The sequence below is a fragment of the Pseudomonas sp. K2I15 genome, assembly GCF_002204795.1.
Classification (GTDB): domain Bacteria; phylum Pseudomonadota; class Gammaproteobacteria; order Pseudomonadales; family Pseudomonadaceae; genus Aquipseudomonas.
Genome location: NZ_NIXO01000051.1, coordinates 26,134 through 46,822, shown reverse-complemented (window position 1 = coordinate 46,822; position 20,689 = coordinate 26,134). Strand labels below are relative to the sequence as shown.

The following is a 20,689-nucleotide window of genomic DNA, read 5'->3' as shown; positions in this document are numbered from 1 at the left end:
GTGTATCAGACACATATTCAGTGAATGACACTCCGCCTTCGCGAGCAAGCCCGCTCCCACATTGGATCTATGTCAGTCAGGAGATTTACGCCGGCTGATCCAGCTCAAGCCCCACTCCCAACTGCCGCGACAGGCACGGCCAGCGCTTCCACGCAGCTTCCGTGTCCGGGCTCTTGAGCTTGTCGCGGTACGCCTCGACGGACTCCAGGGCAAAGCTCTCTTCGTTGAGCATCTCATCCACCGCGTGGTGCACGGCTTCATCCAACTGATTGGCAAATGCCTCGCCGATCAACTGGTGAGCAATCACGTTCGCCACGGTGGTATCCAGCGGAATCAACGGCTGGCCGAAGTGCTTGATATACAGATCGTTGACCTCTTCCACCAGGCGATGCGCCAGGTAAGCCTCGTCCAGCAAGCCGTCCAGGCCTTCATGCCCGGCCAGGATTGCGGGCGGTTGCAGGAAGAAATGCTCGGCGATTTTCAGCACCGGCTTGATCTGGCTTTCAATACCGGCTTCACGGGCGACATCGTTGGCCGCATCCAGTAAATCCGGGACCTGGTTGATGTAGGCGCTGACAAAACGCGTCATCACGCCCTTGGCGTCGACATCCGGCAGGGAAATCGCCGGGTGCAGGTGCGGTAACTGGACTTCCAGCTGCTGAGCAAGCTGGCCAGTGCTGGATTCGTGTTGATGGGCACGGGAAATCTGCTCGCGCAATGCGGCGGTGTTCATGAAAGCTCCAGTGATGCAGGCGTAGGAAATAGGGAGAGCATAAGGTAGCTCGTTTATACGAGCGCCTAAGACGCATTTGTCATAATTATTTCATGGTTATGCACTGTCGTTATATCAAATCGCCATCGTTCGTCGGATAAGTTGCTCCACTTGTCCTGTTGTGTGGTCGGTTCGTCCATTTTCGTTCATTTGCCCGATCACATTGCGGGGTGGCGGTCGGTGTCTATACTCGGTTTTGTAAGCAATTAGCTGATGACGCCCGACTGCATGAGCAGGCAAGGCTTAGCGGTTGTAAGCAGTATGGAAGCCGCTCCCTTGGCCGCAGGTGCAAACCGGCGGGATAACAAGAACGATAAGGGGAACCCGCAATGACGCGACATCCACATGTTTGGATGGGCCTACTGTTGTGGTCAGTATTCGGCCAGGCGCAAGCCGCCTGGACAACGAATATGGCGCCAGGGGCTACTGAAGTCAGTCACGCCGTGTTTGACCTGCACATGACCATTTTCTGGATTTGTGTGGCGATTGGCATCGTCGTGTTTGGCGCGATGTTCTGGTCGATGATCGTGCACCGGCGCTCGACGGGCCAGGTGGCGGCCAAATTTCACGAGAGCACGACGGTGGAGATTCTCTGGACCGTGGTGCCCTTGCTGATCCTGGTGGCAATGGCTATTCCGGCCACCAAGACGCTGATCAACATCTACGACAGCACTGAGTCGGATATCGATATCCAGGTCACCGGCTACCAGTGGAAGTGGCATTACAAATACCTGGGCCAGGACGTCGAGTTCTTCAGCAACCTGGCCACGCCCGCCGAGCAGATCCATAACCAGGCCGTCAAAGGCGAGCATTACCTGTTGGAAGTCGACCAGCCGCTGGTGCTGCCGGTGGGCGCCAAGGTGCGTTTCCTGGTGACCGCCGCCGACGTGATCCACTCCTGGTGGGTACCGGCCTTTGCGGTGAAGCGTGATGCGATTCCCGGCTTCGTCAACGAGGCCTGGACCCGGGTCGAGAAGCCCGGCATCTACCGTGGCCAATGCGCCGAGCTGTGCGGCAAGGACCACGGCTTCATGCCGATCGTGGTGGAGGTCAAGTCCAAGGCCGACTACGACACCTGGCTCGGTGAGCGTAAGGCCGAAGCCGCCAAGCTCAAGGAGCTGACCTCCAAGGAATGGACCCTGGATGAGCTGGTGGCGCGTGGCGACAAGATTTACCACACCACCTGCGTGGCCTGTCACCAGGCCGAAGGCCAGGGCTTGCCGCCGATGTTCCCGGCGCTCAAAGGCTCGCCGATTGCCACCGGACCCAAGGAAGACCACCTGCACCGCGTGTACTTCGGCAAGCCCGGCACCGCCATGGCGGCGTTCGGCAAACAACTGTCGGAAGTCGATATCGCGGCGGTCGTGACCTACGAACGTAACGCCTGGGGCAACAACAAAGGCGACATGGTCACTCCAAAAGACGTGCTGGCTCTGAAACAGGCGCAAAGCAAATGACCTCCTTCATTGCGTATTCCCTGAACCGTCCCGCCCACTCGTTCGCAGGAGAAAGGCCATGAGCGCTGTGATCGATGACCACGGTCATGCCGGTGACCACGCTCACGGCCCCGCCAAGGGCCTGATGCGCTGGGTGCTGACCACCAACCACAAAGACATCGGGACCATGTACCTGTGGTTCAGCTTCGCGATGTTCCTGCTCGGCGGCTCGTTCGCCATGGTGATTCGCGCTGAGCTGTTCCAGCCCGGCTTGCAGATCGTGGAGCCGGCGTTCTTCAACCAGATGACCACCATGCATGGCCTGGTGATGGTGTTCGGTGCGGTAATGCCGGCGTTTGTCGGCCTGGCCAACTGGATGATCCCGTTGATGATCGGCGCGCCCGACATGGCCCTGCCGCGCATGAACAACTTCAGCTTCTGGCTGTTGCCGGCGGCGTTCCTGATGCTGGTCTCCACGCTGTTTATGCCCGGCGGCGGGCCGAACTTCGGCTGGACCTTCTACGCCCCGCTCTCCACCACCTACGCGCCGGAAAGCGTGACGTTCTTCATCTTCGCCATCCACCTGATGGGCATCAGTTCGATCATGGGCGCGATCAACGTGATCGCCACCATCCTCAACCTGCGTGCCCCTGGCATGACCTTGATGAAAATGCCGCTGTTCGTCTGGACCTGGCTGATCACCGCGTTCCTGCTGATCGCGGTGATGCCGGTACTGGCCGGCTGCGTGACGATGATGCTGATGGACATCCACTTCGGCACCAGCTTCTTCAGCGCTGCCGGTGGCGGTGACCCGGTGTTGTTCCAGCATGTGTTCTGGTTCTTCGGGCACCCCGAGGTGTACATCATGATTCTGCCGGCCTTCGGTGCCGTCAGTTCGATCATCCCGACCTTCTCGCGCAAGCCGCTGTTTGGCTATACCTCGATGGTGTACGCCACGGCGAGCATCGCGTTCCTGTCGTTCATCGTGTGGGCGCACCACATGTTCGTGGTGGGCATCCCGCTGGTGGGCGAGCTGTTCTTCATGTACGCCACGCTGCTGATTGCCGTGCCGACGGGTGTGAAGGTGTTCAACTGGGTCAGCACCATGTGGCAGGGCTCGTTGACCTTCGAGACGCCGATGCTGTTCGCCGTGGCGTTCGTGATTTTGTTCACCATCGGCGGCTTCTCCGGGCTGATGCTGGCCATCGCGCCGGCGGACTTCCAGTACCACGACACCTACTTTGTGGTGGCGCACTTCCATTACGTACTGGTGCCCGGTGCGATCTTCGGGATCTTCGCCTCGGCCTACTACTGGCTGCCGAAATGGACCGGCCACATGTACGACGAAACCCTGGGCAAGCTGCATTTCTGGCTGTCGTTCGTGGGGATGAACATGGCGTTCTTCCCGATGCACTTCGTAGGGCTTGCCGGCATGCCGCGTCGGGTACCGGACTACAACCTGCAGTTCGCCGACTTCAACATGGTCTCCTCCATTGGTGCGTTCACCTTTGGCGCGACGCAGATCTTCTTCCTGTTCATCGTCATCAAGTGCATCCGAGGCGGCCCGCCTGCGCCCGCCAAGCCGTGGGATGGCGCCGAAGGGCTGGAGTGGAGCATCCCTTCGCCCGCGCCGTACCACACCTTCACTACGCCGCCGGAGGTCAAATGAACCGGTTATTGCGGTGTGAACGCGGTCAGTGTGGGAGCGGGCTTGCTCGCGAATACGGTGTGTCAGGCAACATTATCTTCGGCTATGAAACCGCTTTCGCGAGTAAGCCCGCTGCCACATTGACCGCATTCATGCAGGGTGGCCGCCATGCTTGAGTCCGTGCCTATCAAGCGCCTGGTCCCGCGGCTGCTGATCCTGGTAGTGGCGATGTTTGCCTTCGGTTTTGCCCTGGTGCCGATCTACGACGTGATGTGCAGGGCGTTCGGCATCAACGGCAAGACCGCCGGGCAGTACGAAGGCGAGCAGGTAGTGGACCCGACGCGCCAGGTGCGGGTGCAGTTCCTGTCCACCAATGCCATCGACATGGTCTGGGAGTTCCACTCCAAGGCTGATGAGGTGGTGGTCAATCCCGGCGCGGTTACCGAGATGCTGTTCGTGGCCTACAACCCCACCGACAAGCCAATGACCGCCCAGGCGGTGCCGAGCATTTCGCCCGCTGAAGCGGCGATGTACTTCCACAAGACCGAGTGTTTTTGCTTCACCCAGCAAGTGCTACAGCCAGGTCAGCGCATAGAGATGCCGGTGCGCTTCATTGTCGACCGTGACATGCCCAAGGATGTGAAGCATTTGACCCTGGCGTACACGCTGTTCGATATCACCGCGCGCCAACCGCCCGTGGCTGTCCATACCGGCGGCTAGGCGTTGCTTGCGGGCTCGATTAGGAGAACGAATACATGTCGACTCATGATACGTACTACGTACCAGCGCAAAGCAAATGGCCAATAATTGCCACGTTGGGCATGCTGATTACGGTGTTCGGACTGGCTACCTGGTTCAACGATCTGAAGGCCGCACGCCCGGAATCCCACGGCCCGCTGATCTTTTTCGTCGGCGGCCTGCTGCTGGCCTACATGATGTTTGGTTGGTTCGGCGCGGTGATCAAGGAAAGCCGCGCCGGTTTGTACAGTTCGCAGATGGACCGCTCCTTTCGCTGGGGCATGACCTGGTTCATCTTTTCCGAGGTGATGTTCTTCATCGCGTTTTTCGGCGCGCTGTTTTATGTGCGGCATATGTCGGCGCCGTGGCTGGCGGGTGAAGGCTCAAAAGGCGTTGCCCACATGCTGTGGCCGAACTTCGAATTTGCCTGGCCGCTGCTGAACAATCCTGACCCCAAACTGTTCCCGGCACCCAAGGGCACCATCAGCCCGTGGGGCTTGCCGCTGATCAATACGATCTTGCTGGTCAGCTCCAGCGTGACCATCACCATCGCCCACCATGCCTTGCGCAAAGGCCATCGCGGCGCACTGAAGATCTGGCTGGCAATCACTGTGTTGCTGGGTTGGGCATTTCTCGGGTTCCAGGCTGAGGAATATATCCACGCCTATAAAGAGCTGGGCCTGACACTGGGTTCCGGTGTGTACGGCGCGACCTTTTTCATGCTCACCGGCTTTCACGGCGCCCACGTGACCATCGGCACGATCATTTTGTTTGTGATGCTGATGCGCATCCTGAAGGGTCATTTTAATGACGAACACCAGTTCGGCTTCGAAGCGGCCAGTTGGTATTGGCACTTTGTGGACGTGGTGTGGATCGGGCTGTTTTTCTTCGTTTACGTGCTTTGAGGTGTTTCACCAAGGCGCATGAGACACCAGCTGGCCGCTGAAGAACCCCCAGGTGATCAACCCCAGGGTGAGCACGGCCAGCACTACACGCACGGTCAAGGCAGTGACGAGGCGGTTGGAGTTGCCCTCGTCCTTGACCAGAAAGAACAAGCCACTGAACAGGCTCACGACGGTAGCAATCAGCATCAGGGCAATGGCTGCTTTGAGCATGGTGGGCTCCGGGGCTCTTTTTTGGAGGGGGCGAGCAATGAGATTCAGTATAGCCAGCGCAGCACCGACCTCTGCGGCAATGCCATGAAACCCTTTCGCCCCGGTATTGCGCCGACGCTGGTGGTGCTCGTGTTGCTGCCATTGATGGTGTTTTTAGGCTTCTGGCAGCTGTCCCGGGGCCACGAAAAACAGGCGCTGCTGGAAACCTACGCCGAGCGCCGCGCCGCCGAGCCCATGAGCAGTACGCAATTGCAGGCCACCGAAGATCCGGCGTTCCGCCGCGTGCACTTGCGCGGGCAGTTTGATGCCGAGCACAGCGTATTGCTGGATAACCGCTTTCGCGACGGCAAGGTCGGTGTGGAGCTACTGCAACCCTTTCACGATCAGGCCAGCGGCCAGTGGCTGCTGCTCAATCGCGGCTGGCTGCCCTGGCCGGACCGGCGCACGCCGCCTGTTTTCAATACCCCCGAACAACCGCTGAATGTCGACGCCTGGGTCTATGTCGCCCCCGGCGAGACCTTCCAACTGCATGCCGATCCGGCGGGCGCAAAGTGGCCGCGATTGCTGACCGCATTGCATCCCCAAGCGCTGTGGACAGAACTGGGCCGTAGCGGATTCGCCTATGAGGTGCGGGCCGAAGCGGGCCCCGCAACCTACGAAACCAATTGGCCTGTGGTCGCCATGGGCCCGGAAAAACACCTGGGCTATGCCGTGCAGTGGTTCGCCATGGCGGTGGCGCTGTTCGGTCTTTACCTCTACCTCGGATGGCACAACACAAAGGAGAAGCGCCATGGGAGCGGCCATGAATCCACTCAACATGTCTGACGCGTCGGCAGCGCCTAACCGGCGCAAGGGCCGCTGGCAATTGATCCTGATCCTGCTGATGGTGATCGGCCCGATGGTGCTCGCCACCTTCATGTACAAGCTGCAGTTCTGGGTGCCGGACAGCCGTAGCTACCACGGCGAGATGATCGGCAATGGTCAGACCCGCGCCGACATTGGCGTGCAGGCCGACGAAGACCGCTGGCAACTGCTGGTCACCGCGCCCACTGCCTGCGCTGCCGACTGCCAGCAACTGGTTTACCTGGCTCGCCAGCTGCAAATCGGCCTGGGCCGCGATGCCTCCCGCGCCAGCCACGCCCTGGCCAGTGCACAGCCGGTGAGCGCCGCCTATGACGTCAAGCTCAAGGCCGAATACCCGCAACTTCAGCGCTACTCCCTGGACCTCTCGACCTTCAACAAAGACGCCGCTGCCCAAGGCAGCGGCGATGCCCAACTGTGGATCGTCGACCCCCACGGCAACCTGGTGTTGCGCTACGACGCCCGGGTCAAGGGCAAGGACCTGCTCAACGACCTGCGCCTGCTGCTGAAATTGTCGAACATCGGATAAGGACACCGTCATGGCCAAACCTGGATTTCGCCTCGCGCTGTTTGCCACCCTGCTGGCCCTGATCGTGGTGCTGCTGGGGGCTTACACCCGGCTGACCCACGCGGGCCTCGGTTGCCCGGATTGGCCGGGTTGCTATGGCTTTATCAGCGTGCCGAAAAGCGAAGCCCAGTTGGCCCATGCCGAACTGCATTACCCGGACGCGCCGGTAGAGGCGGACAAGGGCTGGAACGAGATGACTCACCGTTACTTCGCCGGCACCCTCGGGCTGTTGATCGTATTGCTGGCGGCCCGCGCCTGGACCCATCGTCATCATCCGGGGCAGCCGTTGAAACTGCCGTTGTTCCTGTTGGCGGTGGTGTTTGCCCAGGCGGCGTTTGGCATGTGGACGGTGACGCTCAAGCTCTGGCCGCAGGTGGTCACCGGGCATTTATTGGGCGGGTTCGCGACGTTGAGCCTGCTGTTCTTGCTGACGCTGCGGCTGTCCGGCGTGTTGCCGGCGCTGATCGTGCCCAGGCGTTTGCAGTATTGGGCCACGGCCGGGCTGGTGCTGGTGATCGGCCAGATTGCGCTGGGTGGATGGGTCAGCTCCAACTACGCGGCGGTGGCCTGTATCGACCTGCCGACCTGTCACGGCCAGTGGTGGCCGGCGGCGGACTTCGCCAATGGCTTCCACCTGACCCAGCATATCGGCCCCAATTACCTCGGCGGCCAACTGGACAGTGATGCGCGTACGGCAATTCATCTCACCCACCGGATTGGCGCGCTGCTGGTCACCGTCGTGCTGCTTGGCCTGGCCTGGCAGCTCAAGGTGGTCGGCATGACCCGCCTGGCTGGCCTGTTGCTGATCGCCCTGGCGGCGCAAATCTGCCTGGGCTTGAGCAACGTGTATTTCCACCTGCCGCTGCCGGTGGCGGTCGCTCATAACGCCGGCGGCGCAGCGTTGCTGCTGACGCTGGTGCTGGTCAATTACCACGCCCGTACCAGCCTGGTCCGGGTGCGGCATCAGTTGCCGTTTGGCTGGCGCTTCAGCCCGCGTAAACACGTGTCGGGCCTTATAACAATAAAAGGAGAGATGCCATGGCGACCTTGATCGGCGAGCGTCATAGCCAGGCGATCTGGCGTGACTACCTGGAGCTGACCAAGCCAAAAGTGGTGGTGCTGATGCTCATCACCTCGCTGGTGGGCATGTTCCTTGCCACGCGCGCGGGGGTGCCGTGGCCGGTGCTGATTTTCGGCAACCTTGGGATCGCCCTGTGTGCCGGTGGCGCGGCGGCGGTCAACCATGTGGTGGACCGGCGCATCGATGCGCTGATGGCGCGCACCCATAAACGTCCGCTGGCGCAAGGGCGCGTATCGCCCGTGGCTGCGCTGACTTTCGCGATGGTGCTGGCGGTGGCCGGGCTGGCGCTGTTGCTGACGTTTACCAATCCGCTGGCGGCTTGGCTGACTCTGGCCTCGCTGTTGGGCTACGCGGTGATCTACACCGGCTTCCTCAAGCGTGCCACACCGCAGAACATCGTCATCGGTGGCCTCGCCGGCGCTGCGCCGCCGTTGTTGGGTTGGGTGGCGGTCACCGGCCACGTCAGCGCCGAGCCCTTGCTGCTGGTGCTGATCATCTTCGCCTGGACGCCGCCGCACTTTTGGGCGCTGGCGATTCACCGCAAAGAGGAATACGCCAAGGCCGATATCCCGATGCTGCCGGTGACCCACGGCGAGCACTACACCAAGGTGCATATCCTGCTCTACACCTTTGCCCTGCTGGCGGTCAGCCTGATGCCATATGTCATCCACATGAGCGGCATGCTGTACCTGCTGTGTGCGCTGGTTCTGGGCGGGCGCTTTCTGCAATGGGCCTGGGTGCTGTACCGTGGCAGTCGACCGCACGCGGCGATCAACACCTTCAAGTACTCTATCTGGTACCTGTTCGCGCTGTTTATCGCCCTGCTCGTAGACCATTACCTATTGTTGAACCTATGACTCGAACTCAAAAAACTGTCTTCATTCTGGTGGCCATTGTCGCGTTGATCATGGGCCTGACCGTCAACAAAGTACTGAGTGGCAAAGGCCAGGGCGACCCCACTGCCCTGATCGATGCAGGCATCATCCTGTTGCCGCAAAGCCGCCAGCTGCCGCCGGTGACCATGACCAACCAGGACGGCCAGCCGGTGGTGGTCAATGAGCTGAAAGGCAAGTGGAGCGTGTTGTTCTTCGGCTACACCTTCTGCCCGGACATCTGCCCGACCACCCTCGCGCAACTGCGCCAGATCAAGAGCGAGCTGCCTAAAGACGTTGTGGATAAGTTGCAGGTGATCTTGGTCAGCGTTGACCCGAATCGCGATACGCCGGCGCAGCTCAAACAGTACCTGGGCTACTTCGATCCCCAGTTCGAAGGCCTGACCGGCGCGAATGTGGACGATGTGCAGAAGGTTTCGAATGCGGTGAGTATTCCGTTTATTCCGGCGGACACCAGCAAGCCCAACTACACCGTCGACCATAGCGGCAACCTGGCGCTGATTGGGCCGGATGGGACGCAACGCGGGTTTATCCGCGCGCCGTTGAACAACCAGAAGCTGGTGGCGCAGTTTCCGGGGTTGTTGCAGCGTAAATAAGCCTGGCGACAATTCCCTGAGCTACACAAAATCAAATGTGGGAGCGGGCTTGCTGTGGTGAGGGGGCTTGTCCCCCGTCGGGTTCACCACAGATTGATGGGGCTGCTTCGCAGCCCAACGCGGGGCAAGCCCGCTCACCACAGCAAGCCCACACATTGGTTATGTGGACGGCATTGAAGCTATGTCGTCGGATATTTCCCGCAACGTGTAGCGGTCGGCGCGAACTTGTTTGGCATGCGTCGACTGACTAGTCTGTGCCCTGTCGCTGCAAATTCAGTGACAGGGTGTGGAAGCCCTTATATCGTTAGGCGCACAAAGCGCCACCTAGAGTCAGGCGCTTTTTATCGTCTGTGTTTTATGGTGGTTGTGCGCGGGGCGCTTTCGAGCGCGCCGGGTGCCTAACGTCCCGGTCTTCCACACCTGCGTACAGCCGCCACCCATTACGTGGAAGTAGTGCTTGGCGGCCCCTCAATACGTTAGGAGCCAAGCCATGACAATGCTTACCCCAGACCCACCCTGCACCCCCGAAGTCTTCACCCGCCATCACCAGCAACTGCACGCCATCCTCATCGATGCCCAAGCCTGGTTCAGCGCCCGCGACATTGGCCATCTGATGGGCCTGCATCTCAACGAAGCCTTGCTGCGCAAACTCGATCCTGACCAACAGCAAACATTAACTGCGATCACCCACGGTCACGCTGTGCCGACGTTGATGCTCAGCGAGTCAGGTGTGTACGCGATGTTGATCTATCACTACTGCCCCGAAAACCGCGCCCTGCGCCAATGGCTGACTCACGAAGTGGTGCCGGCCCTGCGCGGCAAACAGCAGGCAAGCGAAAGCCCGGCCCTGAGTTGGTTGGCCTGGTCGACGGTGAGTTTGAGTGTGCTGCGGTGGCGCAATGAGCCGTGGATCCGGCTGCGGGATATGCCCAAGGTGTTGCCGGGCTAAGCACTGAATCTGTGGCGAGGGAGCTTGCTCCCGCTGGGGCGCGAAGCACCCCCCAAAAATGGGACTGCTGCGCAGTCCAACGGGAGCAAGCTCCCTCGCCACAGGTTTTGCATCAGGCTTTTGGATCAGAACGCCGGCAGAATTGCGCCTTTGTACTTCTCAAGAATGAACGCTTTCACTTCGGGTGTGTGCAGGGCTGCAACCAGCTTCTTCACGGCGTCCGAATCCTTGTTGTCTTCGCGGGTCACCAGGATGTTCACGTAAGGCGAGTCTTTGCCTTCGATGGCCAGGGCATCCTTGGACGGATCCAGCTTGGCTTCCAGCGCGTAGTTGGTGTTGATCAGCGCCAGGTCAACCTGGGTCAGCACGCGCGGCAGGGTGGCGGCTTCCAGTTCGCGGAATTTCAGGTTTTTCGGGTTCCCGGTGATGTCCTTGATGGTCGACAGGATGTTGGTCGGGTCCTTCAGGGTGATCAGCTTGTTGTTGGCCAGCAGCAACAGCGCACGGCCGCCGTTGGTGGCGTCGTTCGGGATCACTACATTGGCGCCATCAGGCAACTCGGCCAGGGTTTTGTATTTGCTGGAGTAGGCGCCCAGAGGCTCCAGGTGCACAGCGCCAACGCTCACCAGGTGAGTACCCTTGGCTTTGTTGAATTCGTCCAGGTACGGCTGGTGCTGGAAGAAGTTGGCGTCCAGGCGTTTTTCGGCAACCTGTACGTTTGGCTGAACGTAGTCGCTGAAGACTTTGATCTGCAGGTCTACGCCTTCTTTGGCCAGGATAGGTTTGACCTGCTCCAGGATTTCAGCATGCGGCACCGGCGATGCGGCCACGGTCAGGGTTTCGGCGTGTGCGGAAAACGCGGCCACGGCGGCGAAAGCAACCAGTAGTTTTTTCATTCAACAAGCTCCTTGTTCGGGTATTGGCCGGCTTCGCGCCGGCAATAGCCGTTATTTTCGGGAAAAGTGCGTCACCAGCTTATCGCCGATGGTTTGCAGAATTTGAACCAGCACGATCAGCATCACCACGGTGACCACCATGACGTCGTTCTGAAAGCGTTGATAACCATAGCGGATGGCCAGGTCGCCCAGCCCGCCGGCGCCCACTACGCCGGCCATGGCGGTATAGCCCACCAGGGCGATAGCCGTGACGGTGATTGCCGCGATGATGCCGGGGCGTGCCTCGGGCAGCAGTGCATTCAGGATGATCTGCCGGGTAGTGGCGCCCATGGCCTGGGTTGCCTCGATGATGCCCCGGTCCACTTCGCGCAGGGCCGTTTCTACCAGGCGGGCGAAGAACGTTGAAGCCCCCACCACCAACGGTGGAATGGCGCCGGCCACACCCAGGGAGGTGCCCGTGATGAAGATGGTGGTAGGAATCATCACAATCAGCAGGATGATAAAGGGCAGTGAGCGTATCGCGTTAATCACGAAGGACAGTACGGAGTAGGTGGTTTTCTGCTCCAGCAATTGCCGCGGGCTGCACAGGAACAGCAGGATGCCCAGCGGCAGGCCCACCACGATGGTGAAGAGCAGCGAGGTGCTGAGCATGAGCATGGTGTCGCCCGTGGCAACCCAGATGTCCGCCCAATCAATCTTGTCGAAGAAATGCAGTAAATTGTCCATTAACGCAGGACCTCCATGTGGACGTCGGCCTCGGTGAAGCGGGCAAAGGCCGCTTCCATGTCACCGCCGGTGATGGCCAGGGTCAGTTGCCCATAGGGAGTGTCTTTGATGTGGTCGATGCGACCGGCCAGGATGCTGTAGTCCACGCCCGTTTCACGAGCGACGGTACCCAGCAATGGCGCGTAGGTCGCTTCGCCCTGGAACGTCAGGCGCACGATGCGGCCCGGTACGTGGGCGAAGTCATCACGCTGCTCGCCTTCGTCAACCTGCTCGGACTCTTGCACGAAACGCTTGGTGGTCGGGTGCTTGGGGTGCAGGAACACGTCGGCGACGGTGCCTTGCTCGACGATCACGCCGGCGTCCATCACGGCCACGTGGTCGCAGACCCGGCGGATCACGTCCATTTCATGGGTGATCAGCACGATGGTCAGCTTCAGCTCACGGTTGATCTCGGCCAGCAGTTGCAACACCGAGGCCGTGGTCTGTGGGTCAAGGGCGCTGGTGGCTTCGTCGCACAGCAGGATTTTTGGCTTGGTGGCCAGGGCGCGGGCAATGCCGACGCGCTGCTTCTGGCCGCCCGACAGCTGCGCCGGGTACTTCTTGGCGTGGTCGGACAGGCCGACCCGGGCCAGCAGTTCGGCGACGCGCAGGTCGATTTCCTTGCGGGACAGTTCGCCAGCAAGCGTCAGCGGCAGCGCCACGTTGTCAGCAACAGTCTTGGATGCCAGCAGGTTGAAGTGCTGGAAGATCATCCCGACCTGTTGTCGGAAACGCCGCAGACCTTTGGCATCCAGGGCAGTGACTTCTTCGTCATCCACCTTGATCTGGCCGCCGCTGGGCTCTTCCAGGCGATTGATCAGACGCAGCAAAGTACTTTTTCCCGCACCGGAGTGGCCGATCAGACCAAACACCTGGCCATTTTCGACGCGCAGGTTGGTGGGATGCAGCGCGGGGATATCCTTACCGGCGACCCGGTAGGTTTTATGGACGTTATGAAACTCGATCACGTAGCGAACCTTGTGGGGCGCATTAAAAAGGGATCAGCGGTTAGCCGGGCGCGCATTTTAGCCTGTCCGTATAGCGTTTCTTAGCATTTATTTCTCATGCAACCAGCGATTTGGCAATAACGCGATCAAAGGTCATAAAAAAGGAACGGTACAAAACGGTGTCAGTCACTACTTAGGCAACTCGAAATTCCCAGGTGCCGTGCCTGGGGTTTTGCTCAAGAAGAGCCGGGGATCGCTCTGGCCTACGCAAACGAGGAGTTTTTGTCTGATGAGCACTAAAAAGCCAGTCACCCCGCCCAAGAGCGAACTTGCGGGTACCGACACCCTGGACCGTGGCAATACCAACGCCAAGCTGCAAAGCCTGGAAACATTTCGCTCCGACGCGACCGGCCAGGCGCTGCGTACCAATCAGGGCGTGAAGGTTTCCGATAACCAGAACAGCTTGAAGGTCGGCTCCCGTGGCCCTTCGCTGCTGGAAGATTTCATCATGCGTGAAAAAATCACGCACTTTGACCATGAGCGCATCCCGGAACGCATCGTCCATGCCCGGGGTACTGGTGCCCATGGTTATTTCCAGACCTATGAAAACCATTCGGCGCTGACCAAGGCCGGGTTCCTGCGTAACCCCGCGCATAAAACCCCGGTGTTTGTGCGTTTCTCCACGGTGCAGGGCCCTCGCGGCTCGGGCGATACCGTGCGCGATGTGCGTGGCTTTGCCGTGAAGTTCTTCACCGACGAAGGCAACTTCGACCTGGTGGGCAACAACATGCCGGTATTTTTCATTCAGGATGCGATCAAGTTTCCTGACTTCGTGCATGCGGTAAAACCCGAGCCGCATAACGAGATTCCTACAGGCGGCTCGGCTCACGATACGTTCTGGGATTTTGTCTCGCTGCAGCCGGAGTCGGCGCACATGGTGATCTGGGCCATGTCTGACCGCGCGATTCCGAAAAGCCTGCGGACCATGCAGGGCTTTGGCGTGCACACCTTTCGCCTGGTGAATGCCGAGGGCAAATCCAACTTCGTCAAATTCCACTGGCGGCCTACAGTCGGCACCTGTTCGCTGGTGTGGGACGAGGCGCAGAAGCTTGCGGGCAAAGACACCGACTTCCACCGTCGTGACCTTTGGGAGTCGATTGAAGGAGGCGATTACCCGGAATGGGAATTGGGCGTGCAGATCATCGCTGAAGAAGACGAGCACACGTTCGACTTCGACATCCTCGACCCGACCAAGCTGATCCCCGAAGAGCTGGTGCCGATTACGCCGCTGGGCAAGATGGTGCTCAACCGCAACCCGGACAACTACTTTGCCGAGACTGAGCAAGTGGCGTTCTGCCCTGGGCATATCGTGCCGGGCATCGACTTCTCCAATGACCCGCTGCTGCAAGGTCGGTTGTTTTCCTACACCGACACGCAGATCAGCCGACTCGGTGGGCCGAACTTTCACGAGCTGCCAATCAACCGTCCGGTTGCGCCGTTCCATAACGGCCAGCGCGATGCCATGCACCGCACCACCATCGACAAGGGCCGCGCGGCCTACGAGCCGAACTCGATTGATGGCGGCTGGCCGAAAGAAACCCCGCCGGCTGCCGAAGACGGCGGGTTTGAGACGTACCCAGAGCGCATCGACGCCCACAAGATTCGTGAGCGCAGCGAGTCGTTCAGCGATCACTTCTCCCAAGCGCGGTTGTTTTTCCGCAGCATGAGCAAGCACGAGCAGGAGCACATCATTGCGGCCTACAGCTTTGAGCTGGGCAAGGTGGAGCGCGAGTTTATCCGGGCGCGTCAGGTGAATGAGATCCTCGCCAACATCGACTTGGAACTGGCCAAGCGCGTGGCGCAGAACCTGGGCTTGCCAGCGCCGAAGAAAGGCACAGTGCCGGAGCGCAAGACGTCTCCGGAGCGTTCGCCCGCGTTGAGCCAGGCCAACTTGCTGTCGGGTGATATCAAGACCCGCAAGGTCGCGATTCTGGCGGCGAACGGCGTTGATGGTGCAGCGATTGCGGCCTTGAAGAAGGCGCTGGAAGCTGCGGGTGCTCACGCGAAGCTGTTGGGGCCGACGTCGGCGCCGGTGACGACGGCGGATGGCAAGAGCCTGCCAGTGGATGCGTCCATGGAAGGCTTGCCGTCGGTGGCGTTCGATGCGGTGTTTGTGCCGGGCGGCGCCAAGTCGGTGCAGGCGTTGAGTGGTGATGGCGTGGCGTTGCATTACCTGCTGGAGGCGTACAAACACCTGAAGGCGATTGCGCTGGCCGGTGAGGCGAAGCAGTTGCTGGATGTGCTCAAGCTTGAGGCGGATGCGGGGTTGATTGTCGGCGGGGATGCCAAGGCTTTGAAGGCGTTCTTTGCGGCGATTGCCCAGCATCGGGTCTGGGATCGGGAGCCTAAGGCTAAAGCGGTTCCGGCTTAAGTTATTGGTTGTTTGTTAGACCGCTTTCGCGAGCAAGCCCGCTCCCACATTTAACCGAGTTCCACCTTTGGAATGCGGTCGAATGTGGGAGCGGGCTTGCTCGCGAATGGCGTTATTCAGTCTTACGCGGAATCAGCACAATCTGCGCCGGAACATTCTTCAGAATCTGCCGGTGAATCTTCAGGTCATACCCCGAATCGATGCGTTTCACCCGTTTGGTCAGTAACGTGGCCAGCCATGGGTAATCCTCTGTGCGCGGCGCCTGGATGCTCACATCACACTGGTAATTCACCACGTCGGTGGCGATCTCATCCAGTTGATGGCGCAGCGCCTCGATATCGGTGAGGTTCAGCGCAACCGTGGTGCTTTCAGCGGCGGGGTCGATGACTTTGGCCGGTGGCTTGGCTTCGGCGGCTTTCAGCGCGGCCTCGGCCTTATCCAGCTCTACTTTGCGGGCGTGGGCGATCGCGCTGTTGACGCCACCGGTCAGCGCCGGCGCTTTGGGCATCAGTGCCCGTGCGCGGCTCAGGGCCGTGGCGGCAGCGTTGACGTCACCTTTTTGCAGCACGATCTGGCTGCGCTGCAAGTAGGCTTCGGCCAGTTGGCGCTGATAAGGCTCCAGCGCCGGGTCGTTGGGCGATTGGGCCTGCAACGCGGCCAACTCGTCTTCGGCGGTAGCCAGTTCACTGCTGGCGAGGTTTTGCTCCAGCTGTGCGATGGCCGCAGCGCGCGCGTCCGGGGCCGCGGGGGCGACGGGCGGGGTGCTTTGGCAGGCGCCCAGCAGCAAGGAAAATGCGGCAAGGAGCAGATAACGGGCGTTGAACAGCTTCATTCCTGCGACTCTCTAATTGCGCAAAAAGCGAGCAAGTCTACACCCCACGACGGGGCAGGACAAAACTCAGCAGAAACAGGGCGGCCGCCGTGACCACAATCGACGGCCCGGCCGGGGTGTCCTTGAACCAAGACAGCGCCAGGCCACCACACACCGCGAGCATCCCCAAAAGGCTGGCGCCGACCGCCATTTGCTCCGGCGAGCGGGCGTGGCGCTGGGCCGCCGCTGCGGGGATGATCAGCAGCGATGTGATCAACAATACGCCGACAATCTTCATCGCGACAGCAATCACCACGGCGATCAGCAACATCAGGGTCATGCGCAGTGCCGCTACGGGCAAGCCTTCGACGGTGGCCAGTTCTTCGTGCACGGTGATCGCCAGCAGCGGACGCCACAGGGTTACCAGTAACACCAGCACCGCCGCGCTGCCGCCGAGGATCCAGGCCAGGTCGGTGGGGCTGATCGCCAGCAGGTCGCCGAACAGATAGGCCATCAAGTCGATGCGCACTTCGTGCATGAAGCTCAGCACTACCAAGCCCAGGGATAAGGTGCTCGGCGCCAGGATGCCCAGCAACGTATCCGAGGCCAGCGGCTGGCGCTGTTGCAGGGTCACCAGTAGCACCGCCAGCAGCAGGCAGCCCACGGTCACCGCGATGGTCGGGCTCACATCCAGCAGAAAGCCCATGGCCACGCCCAGCAGCGCGGCGTGGGACAAGGTGTCGCCAAAATAGGCCATGCGCCGCCAGACCACGAACGAACCCAGTGGGCCCGCCACCAGCGCCAAAGCCAAGCCTGCCAGCAGGGCGTAGAGCAGAAAATCAGCCATGCTTGCAGCTATCTCCATGAACGTGGGTGTGAGGTGTTACGGGGTCGTCGACTACCGCGCCATGCAGGTCATGGGCATGGTCGTGGTGATGGTGGTAGATCGCCAGGCTTTGGGCGTTCTTGCCGAACAGCTCGACAAAGGCTGGGTCGCCGCTGACCTGTTCCGGGTGGCCGGAGCAGCACACGTGGCGATTGAGGCACACCACCTGGTCGGTGGTGCTCATCACCAGGTGCAGGTCGTGGGAAACCATCAGCACGCCGCAGCCGTGGCGGTCGCGCAGGCGGGTGATCAGGCTGTACAGCTCGGCCTGGCCTGCCACGTCGACGCCTTGCACGGGCTCATCCAGCACCAGCAGTTCCGGCTCGCGCAACAAGGCGCGGGCCAGCAGCACGCGCTGCATTTCGCCGCCGGAGATGCTTTGCACCGGGCTGTCGATCACCTGTTCGGCGCCGACTTCCTTTAGGGCGGACTGTGCACGGGCGCGGTCGACACCGGGCACCAGGCGCAGGAAGCGCAGCACCGACAGCGGCAAGGTCGGGTCTACATGCAGCTTTTGCGGCATGTAGCCCACCCGCAGCTTGGGCTTGCGCCACACGCTGCCTGTGTCGGGCTTGAGCAGGCCGAGTACGGCGCGCACCAGGGTGGTCTTGCCGGCGCCGTTGGGGCCGATCAGCGTGACGATCTGCCCGGGCTCCACGCTCAGGTCGATGTTGTCCAGCACGTTTTGCCCGGCGAACGTGACCCCGACTTGCTCCAGGCGGATTAACGCAGTGCTCATCAAGCCCCCTGGCAGCCCGAGCACACACCGACCACTTCGACGGTTTGCCCTTCGACCCTGAAGCCGACGTCGCCGGCGCTCTTGATGATGCTGTCGCTGATGCTTTTTTGCTCAAGCTCGATGGCGGCGTGGCACTCGCGGCAAATCAGGAACTGGCCCTGGTGCGCGTGTTCCGGGTGGTTGCAGCCGACAAAGGCGTTGAGCGATGAGATGCGGTGCACCAGGCCGTTGTCCAGCAGGAAGTCCAGCGCGCGGTAAACCGTGGGCGGCGCGGCGCGGCGGCCATCTTGCTCGCTGAGCACGCCGAGGATGTCGTACGCGCCCAGCGGCTTATGGCTTTGCCACACCAGCTCCAGCACCCGGCGACGCAGGGCGGTCAGGCGCAGGCCTTGACGCGCACACAATGCGTCAGCTTCTGACAGCGCGGTGTGCACGCAGTGAGAGTGGTCATGGGGACGGCTGGCAAGCGGTGTTTTAGGCATGAGCGGCGACAGATATTTGTGAGAGACGTTATTATGTTACCTGTTCCTGCCTCCTTGAGTGGTCATCGTGTCCAGACTTTTTCCCGTTTTTGTCGTATTTGTCACCAGTTTGCTGCTTGCCGGTGCCGCTCAGGCGGAGGTTCGGGTGCTGACCAGCATCAAACCGTTACAGCTGATTGCCGCCGCCGTGCAGGACGGCGTGGCGATTCCCGAGGTGTTGCTGCCGCCGGGCGCTTCACCGCATAACTATGCGCTGCGTCCTTCCGACGTACGGCGTGTGCAGTCGGTGGACCTGCTGTATTGGATTGGCCCGGACATGGAAAGCTTTCTGCCGCGTGTTTTGAAGGGCCGCAGCTTGCCGACGGTGGCAGTGCAGGACCTTCCGGGGATGAAACTGCGCAGGTTCACCGAAGATAGTCACTCCCATGCCGAAGATGCCGACGAACATGATCACGATCATCGCCCGGGCAGCCTGGACGCGCATTTGTGGTTGTCGACGGTCAACGCCCGGGTGATCGCCAACCGCATGGCAGCGGACCTCAGCGCTGCCGACCCGGCGAATGCCGAGCGGTATCAGAGCAACGTGAAAGCGTTTGATGGCCGTATGGATGCGCTGGATGCACGCTTGAAGGCACGTATGGCTGACGTCGCTGGCAAGCCGTATTTCGTGTTCCACGAAGCATTCGATTACTTCGAAGACGCCTACGGTCTCAAGCACATCGGTGTGTTCAGCGTTGCCGCAGAAGTGCAGCCGGGCGCCCAGCATGTGGCGGCGATGCGCACGCGTTTGCAGGAAGTGGGCAAGACCTGTGTGTTCAGCGAGCCGCCGTTGCGTCCGCGTCTGGCGGAAACGCTGGTGGCCGGTTTGCCGGTGAAGCTGGCGGAGCTGGATGCGTTGGGCGGCTATACGCCGGCTACGGCTCAGGGTTATGAGCAGGTGCTGGAGAAGCTGGGGAATGACTTGGCTGGGTGCCTGGAGTCGCTCTGACAGACGCCGCATCACCAATGTGGGAGCGGGCTTGCTCGCGAATGCGGTGGATCAGTCAGCGCATCGGGTGACTGAAACTCCACATTCGCGAGCAAGCCCGCTCCCACATGTTTGACCGCGTACGACCTTTACAGTGCAAACGGCAGCGGAGTCTTGACCTGCTGGCGCTGCGCCAGGCGCACTTGAAACTCCCGCGGGTCGTGAATCAGCACGTCCTGCCCGGCAAACGATTCCGCGGCAATCAGGCGTGACAGCCAGAACCGCACGCACGCCACGCGCAACATGGTCGGCCACAGCTCCGCTTCCCTGGCGGTAAATGGCCGCAAGCCCGCATAAGCCCCCAACAATGCCCGCGCGCGCTGGCCGTCGATCACGCCGTCGGCGTCCGAGCACCAGTCATTCAGCGCGATCGCCACGTCGTACAGCATCGGCCCGGAGCAGGCGTTATAGAAGTCGATCAGCCCGGTCAGGTGCGTGCCTTCGAACATCGCATTGTCGCGAAACAAGTCGGCGTGGATATTCGCCCGGGGCAGCGCGAGGATCTGCGCCTTGTGCGCCTTGATCTCATCCAGCGCGGCTTGCAGCAGGCGCTGTTGTTCCACGTCGAGGTGCGAGATCAACTGCGCGCCTTCGCTGAGCATCCAGTCCAGCCCGCGATCGGTTTTACGTTCCAACACCTTCTCGCCTTGGGTGGCGAGGTGCAGGTGGCCGAGCAATTCGCCCACTTGCACGCAATGCTGTGCATTGGCGTCCTTGATGTGCTTGCCTGCCAGGCGCGGTTGCAGCAGCGCCGGTTTGCCGGCCAGCTCGCGCAAGGCCACGCCGTCGGTGGTGCGCAGGGCGTAAGGCACCGGCAGGTCAGCGTCGTGGAGTACGTCCAGCAGTTCGATGAAGAACGGCATTTCCTGCACGGGGCCGCGTTCGACCAGGGTCAGGACGAATTCGCCCTGTTCCAGGCTGATGAAGAAATTGGTGTTTTCACTACCAGCGGCAATCCCCTGGAAATCAAGCAGGCGGCCGAGCCCATAAGGGGCAAGAAAGGTTTCCAGCTCGGGCCGAGCCAGGGGGGTGAACACAGACATGGTTA

The 20,689-nt window shown here is 60.9% G+C and carries 22 protein-coding genes; 12 read left to right on the top strand and 10 right to left on the bottom strand.

Annotated elements, in window-relative coordinates:
• Positions 1-85: 85 nt before the first annotated feature.
• On the bottom strand, positions 86-733 hold the full coding sequence (locus CEC48_RS24425; RefSeq protein WP_088426072.1) for a hypothetical protein: 648 nt from the start codon (positions 731-733) through the stop codon (positions 86-88).
• 368 nt (positions 734-1,101) lie between these two features.
• On the opposite strand from CEC48_RS24425, the gene coxB reads away from it, so the two are divergent.
• The 4 genes from coxB to CEC48_RS24405 all read left to right on the top strand — a co-directional run bounded on the left by coxB (position 1,102) and on the right by CEC48_RS24405 (position 5,499).
• Complete coding sequence (coxB, locus tag CEC48_RS24420) at positions 1,102-2,229, top strand: cytochrome c oxidase subunit II (RefSeq protein WP_088426071.1); 1,128 nt, start codon at positions 1,102-1,104, stop codon at positions 2,227-2,229.
• Positions 2,230-2,287: 58 nt separating this feature from the next.
• Positions 2,288-3,877, top strand: coding sequence for a cytochrome c oxidase subunit I (gene ctaD / locus CEC48_RS24415; protein WP_088426070.1), 1,590 nt, complete (start codon positions 2,288-2,290; stop codon positions 3,875-3,877).
• Between the two features lie 147 nt (positions 3,878-4,024).
• The gene (locus CEC48_RS24410) at positions 4,025-4,576 is read left to right on the top strand and encodes a cytochrome c oxidase assembly protein (protein WP_088426069.1); all 552 of its coding nucleotides are present in this window, start codon (positions 4,025-4,027) and stop codon (positions 4,574-4,576) included.
• 35 nt (positions 4,577-4,611) lie between these two features.
• Positions 4,612-5,499 (top strand): cytochrome c oxidase subunit 3, encoded by an 888-nt coding sequence (locus tag CEC48_RS24405; protein WP_076013312.1) that lies wholly within the window; start codon positions 4,612-4,614, stop codon positions 5,497-5,499.
• 6 nt (positions 5,500-5,505) lie between these two features.
• Here CEC48_RS24405 and CEC48_RS24400 read toward each other — a convergent pair whose 3' ends face one another.
• Positions 5,506-5,709 carry a twin transmembrane helix small protein gene (locus CEC48_RS24400; protein WP_088426068.1) on the bottom strand — a complete coding sequence of 68 codons (204 nt, stop codon included), beginning with the start codon at positions 5,707-5,709 and terminating at the stop codon, positions 5,506-5,508.
• Between the two features lie 84 nt (positions 5,710-5,793).
• Between CEC48_RS24400 and CEC48_RS24395 the strand changes: the two genes are divergently transcribed.
• The 6 genes from CEC48_RS24395 (at position 5,794) to CEC48_RS24370 (ending at position 10,657) form a co-directional block, all read left to right on the top strand.
• The gene (locus CEC48_RS24395) at positions 5,794-6,534 is read left to right on the top strand and encodes an SURF1 family protein (protein ID WP_088426073.1); all 741 of its coding nucleotides are present in this window, start codon (positions 5,794-5,796) and stop codon (positions 6,532-6,534) included.
• Positions 6,500-7,099, top strand: a complete 600-nt coding sequence (locus CEC48_RS24390) for a hypothetical protein (RefSeq protein WP_088426067.1) — start codon at positions 6,500-6,502, stop codon at positions 7,097-7,099. The genes CEC48_RS24395 and CEC48_RS24390 overlap by 35 nt, the downstream gene beginning before the upstream one ends.
• A 10-nt stretch (positions 7,100-7,109) precedes the next feature.
• Entirely contained in the window at positions 7,110-8,189 is a 1,080-nt protein-coding gene (locus CEC48_RS24385) for a heme A synthase (RefSeq protein ID WP_088426066.1), read from the top strand.
• Positions 8,177-9,076 (top strand): heme o synthase, encoded by a 900-nt coding sequence (cyoE, locus tag CEC48_RS24380; RefSeq protein ID WP_088426065.1) that lies wholly within the window; start codon positions 8,177-8,179, stop codon positions 9,074-9,076. The genes CEC48_RS24385 and cyoE overlap by 13 nt, the downstream gene beginning before the upstream one ends.
• Positions 9,073-9,708, top strand: a complete 636-nt coding sequence (locus tag CEC48_RS24375; RefSeq protein WP_003214837.1) for an SCO family protein — start codon at positions 9,073-9,075, stop codon at positions 9,706-9,708. The genes cyoE and CEC48_RS24375 overlap by 4 nt, the downstream gene beginning before the upstream one ends.
• A 490-nt stretch (positions 9,709-10,198) precedes the next feature.
• On the top strand, positions 10,199-10,657 hold the full coding sequence (locus CEC48_RS24370) for a Bro-N domain-containing protein (protein ID WP_088426064.1): 459 nt from the start codon (positions 10,199-10,201) through the stop codon (positions 10,655-10,657).
• Positions 10,658-10,782: 125 nt separating this feature from the next.
• Here CEC48_RS24370 and CEC48_RS24365 read toward each other — a convergent pair whose 3' ends face one another.
• From CEC48_RS24365 to CEC48_RS24355, 3 genes are read right to left on the bottom strand one after another with little or no spacing between them, the layout of a single operon-like run.
• Entirely contained in the window at positions 10,783-11,553 is a 771-nt protein-coding gene (locus tag CEC48_RS24365) for a MetQ/NlpA family ABC transporter substrate-binding protein (RefSeq protein WP_088426063.1), read from the bottom strand.
• A 51-nt stretch (positions 11,554-11,604) separates the two neighbouring features.
• Entirely contained in the window at positions 11,605-12,279 is a 675-nt protein-coding gene (locus CEC48_RS24360) for a methionine ABC transporter permease (RefSeq protein ID WP_088426062.1), read from the bottom strand.
• Entirely contained in the window at positions 12,279-13,286 is a 1,008-nt protein-coding gene (locus CEC48_RS24355; RefSeq protein ID WP_088426061.1) for a methionine ABC transporter ATP-binding protein, read from the bottom strand. Before CEC48_RS24355 ends, CEC48_RS24360 begins: the two co-directional genes overlap by 1 nt.
• A gap of 268 nt (positions 13,287-13,554) precedes the next feature.
• Between CEC48_RS24355 and katE the strand changes: the two genes are divergently transcribed.
• The gene (gene katE / locus CEC48_RS24350) at positions 13,555-15,696 is read left to right on the top strand and encodes a catalase HPII (protein WP_088426060.1); all 2,142 of its coding nucleotides are present in this window, start codon (positions 13,555-13,557) and stop codon (positions 15,694-15,696) included.
• Positions 15,697-15,808: 112 nt separating this feature from the next.
• On the opposite strand, the gene CEC48_RS24345 is transcribed toward katE, so the two are convergent.
• Genes CEC48_RS24345 through zur form a run of 4 tightly spaced genes read right to left on the bottom strand, consistent with a single transcriptional unit; the run spans position 15,809 to position 18,614 of the window.
• The gene (locus CEC48_RS24345; protein ID WP_088426059.1) at positions 15,809-16,528 is read right to left on the bottom strand and encodes a PA5502 family lipoprotein; all 720 of its coding nucleotides are present in this window, start codon (positions 16,526-16,528) and stop codon (positions 15,809-15,811) included.
• A gap of 37 nt (positions 16,529-16,565) precedes the next feature.
• Positions 16,566-17,354 (bottom strand): zinc ABC transporter permease subunit ZnuB, encoded by a 789-nt coding sequence (gene znuB / locus CEC48_RS24340; protein WP_010168631.1) that lies wholly within the window; start codon positions 17,352-17,354, stop codon positions 16,566-16,568.
• Entirely contained in the window at positions 17,347-18,132 is a 786-nt protein-coding gene (znuC, locus tag CEC48_RS24335) for a zinc ABC transporter ATP-binding protein ZnuC (RefSeq protein WP_088426058.1), read from the bottom strand. Before znuC ends, znuB begins: the two co-directional genes overlap by 8 nt.
• A complete protein-coding gene (zur, locus tag CEC48_RS24330; protein ID WP_088426057.1) occupies positions 18,132-18,614 on the bottom strand; it encodes a zinc uptake transcriptional repressor Zur in 483 nt (160 codons plus the stop codon). Before zur ends, znuC begins: the two co-directional genes overlap by 1 nt.
• Positions 18,615-18,672: 58 nt before the next feature.
• Here zur and CEC48_RS24325 point away from each other — a divergent pair, with 58 nt between their 5' ends.
• A complete protein-coding gene (locus CEC48_RS24325) occupies positions 18,673-19,602 on the top strand; it encodes a zinc ABC transporter substrate-binding protein (protein ID WP_088426056.1) in 930 nt (309 codons plus the stop codon).
• 128 nt (positions 19,603-19,730) lie between these two features.
• On the opposite strand, the gene CEC48_RS24320 is transcribed toward CEC48_RS24325, so the two are convergent.
• A complete protein-coding gene (locus tag CEC48_RS24320; RefSeq protein ID WP_088426055.1) occupies positions 19,731-20,684 on the bottom strand; it encodes a homoserine kinase in 954 nt (317 codons plus the stop codon).
• Positions 20,685-20,689 lie beyond the last annotated feature (5 nt).

Bases quoted from the DNA above. Each gene is read 5' to 3' on its own strand.
- CEC48_RS24425 (WP_088426072.1), bottom strand. From the start codon at position 733: ATGAACACCGCCGCATTGCGCGAGCAGATTTCCCGTGCCCATCAACAC.
- coxB (WP_088426071.1), top strand. From the start codon at position 1,102: ATGACGCGACATCCACATGTTTGGATGGGCCTACTGTTGTGGTCAGTA.
- ctaD (WP_088426070.1), top strand. From the start codon at position 2,288: ATGAGCGCTGTGATCGATGACCACGGTCATGCCGGTGACCACGCTCAC.
- CEC48_RS24410 (WP_088426069.1), top strand. From the start codon at position 4,025: ATGCTTGAGTCCGTGCCTATCAAGCGCCTGGTCCCGCGGCTGCTGATC.
- CEC48_RS24405 (WP_076013312.1), top strand. From the start codon at position 4,612: ATGTCGACTCATGATACGTACTACGTACCAGCGCAAAGCAAATGGCCA.
- CEC48_RS24400 (WP_088426068.1), bottom strand. From the start codon at position 5,709: ATGCTCAAAGCAGCCATTGCCCTGATGCTGATTGCTACCGTCGTGAGC.
- CEC48_RS24395 (WP_088426073.1), top strand. From the start codon at position 5,794: ATGAAACCCTTTCGCCCCGGTATTGCGCCGACGCTGGTGGTGCTCGTG.
- CEC48_RS24390 (WP_088426067.1), top strand. From the start codon at position 6,500: ATGGGAGCGGCCATGAATCCACTCAACATGTCTGACGCGTCGGCAGCG.
- CEC48_RS24385 (WP_088426066.1), top strand. From the start codon at position 7,110: ATGGCCAAACCTGGATTTCGCCTCGCGCTGTTTGCCACCCTGCTGGCC.
- cyoE (WP_088426065.1), top strand. From the start codon at position 8,177: ATGGCGACCTTGATCGGCGAGCGTCATAGCCAGGCGATCTGGCGTGAC.
- CEC48_RS24375 (WP_003214837.1), top strand. From the start codon at position 9,073: ATGACTCGAACTCAAAAAACTGTCTTCATTCTGGTGGCCATTGTCGCG.
- CEC48_RS24370 (WP_088426064.1), top strand. From the start codon at position 10,199: ATGACAATGCTTACCCCAGACCCACCCTGCACCCCCGAAGTCTTCACC.
- CEC48_RS24365 (WP_088426063.1), bottom strand. From the start codon at position 11,553: ATGAAAAAACTACTGGTTGCTTTCGCCGCCGTGGCCGCGTTTTCCGCA.
- CEC48_RS24360 (WP_088426062.1), bottom strand. From the start codon at position 12,279: ATGGACAATTTACTGCATTTCTTCGACAAGATTGATTGGGCGGACATC.
- katE (WP_088426060.1), top strand. From the start codon at position 13,555: ATGAGCACTAAAAAGCCAGTCACCCCGCCCAAGAGCGAACTTGCGGGT.
- CEC48_RS24345 (WP_088426059.1), bottom strand. From the start codon at position 16,528: ATGAAGCTGTTCAACGCCCGTTATCTGCTCCTTGCCGCATTTTCCTTG.
- znuB (WP_010168631.1), bottom strand. From the start codon at position 17,354: ATGGCTGATTTTCTGCTCTACGCCCTGCTGGCAGGCTTGGCTTTGGCG.
- znuC (WP_088426058.1), bottom strand. From the start codon at position 18,132: ATGAGCACTGCGTTAATCCGCCTGGAGCAAGTCGGGGTCACGTTCGCC.
- zur (WP_088426057.1), bottom strand. From the start codon at position 18,614: ATGCCTAAAACACCGCTTGCCAGCCGTCCCCATGACCACTCTCACTGC.
- CEC48_RS24320 (WP_088426055.1), bottom strand. From the start codon at position 20,684: ATGTCTGTGTTCACCCCCCTGGCTCGGCCCGAGCTGGAAACCTTTCTT.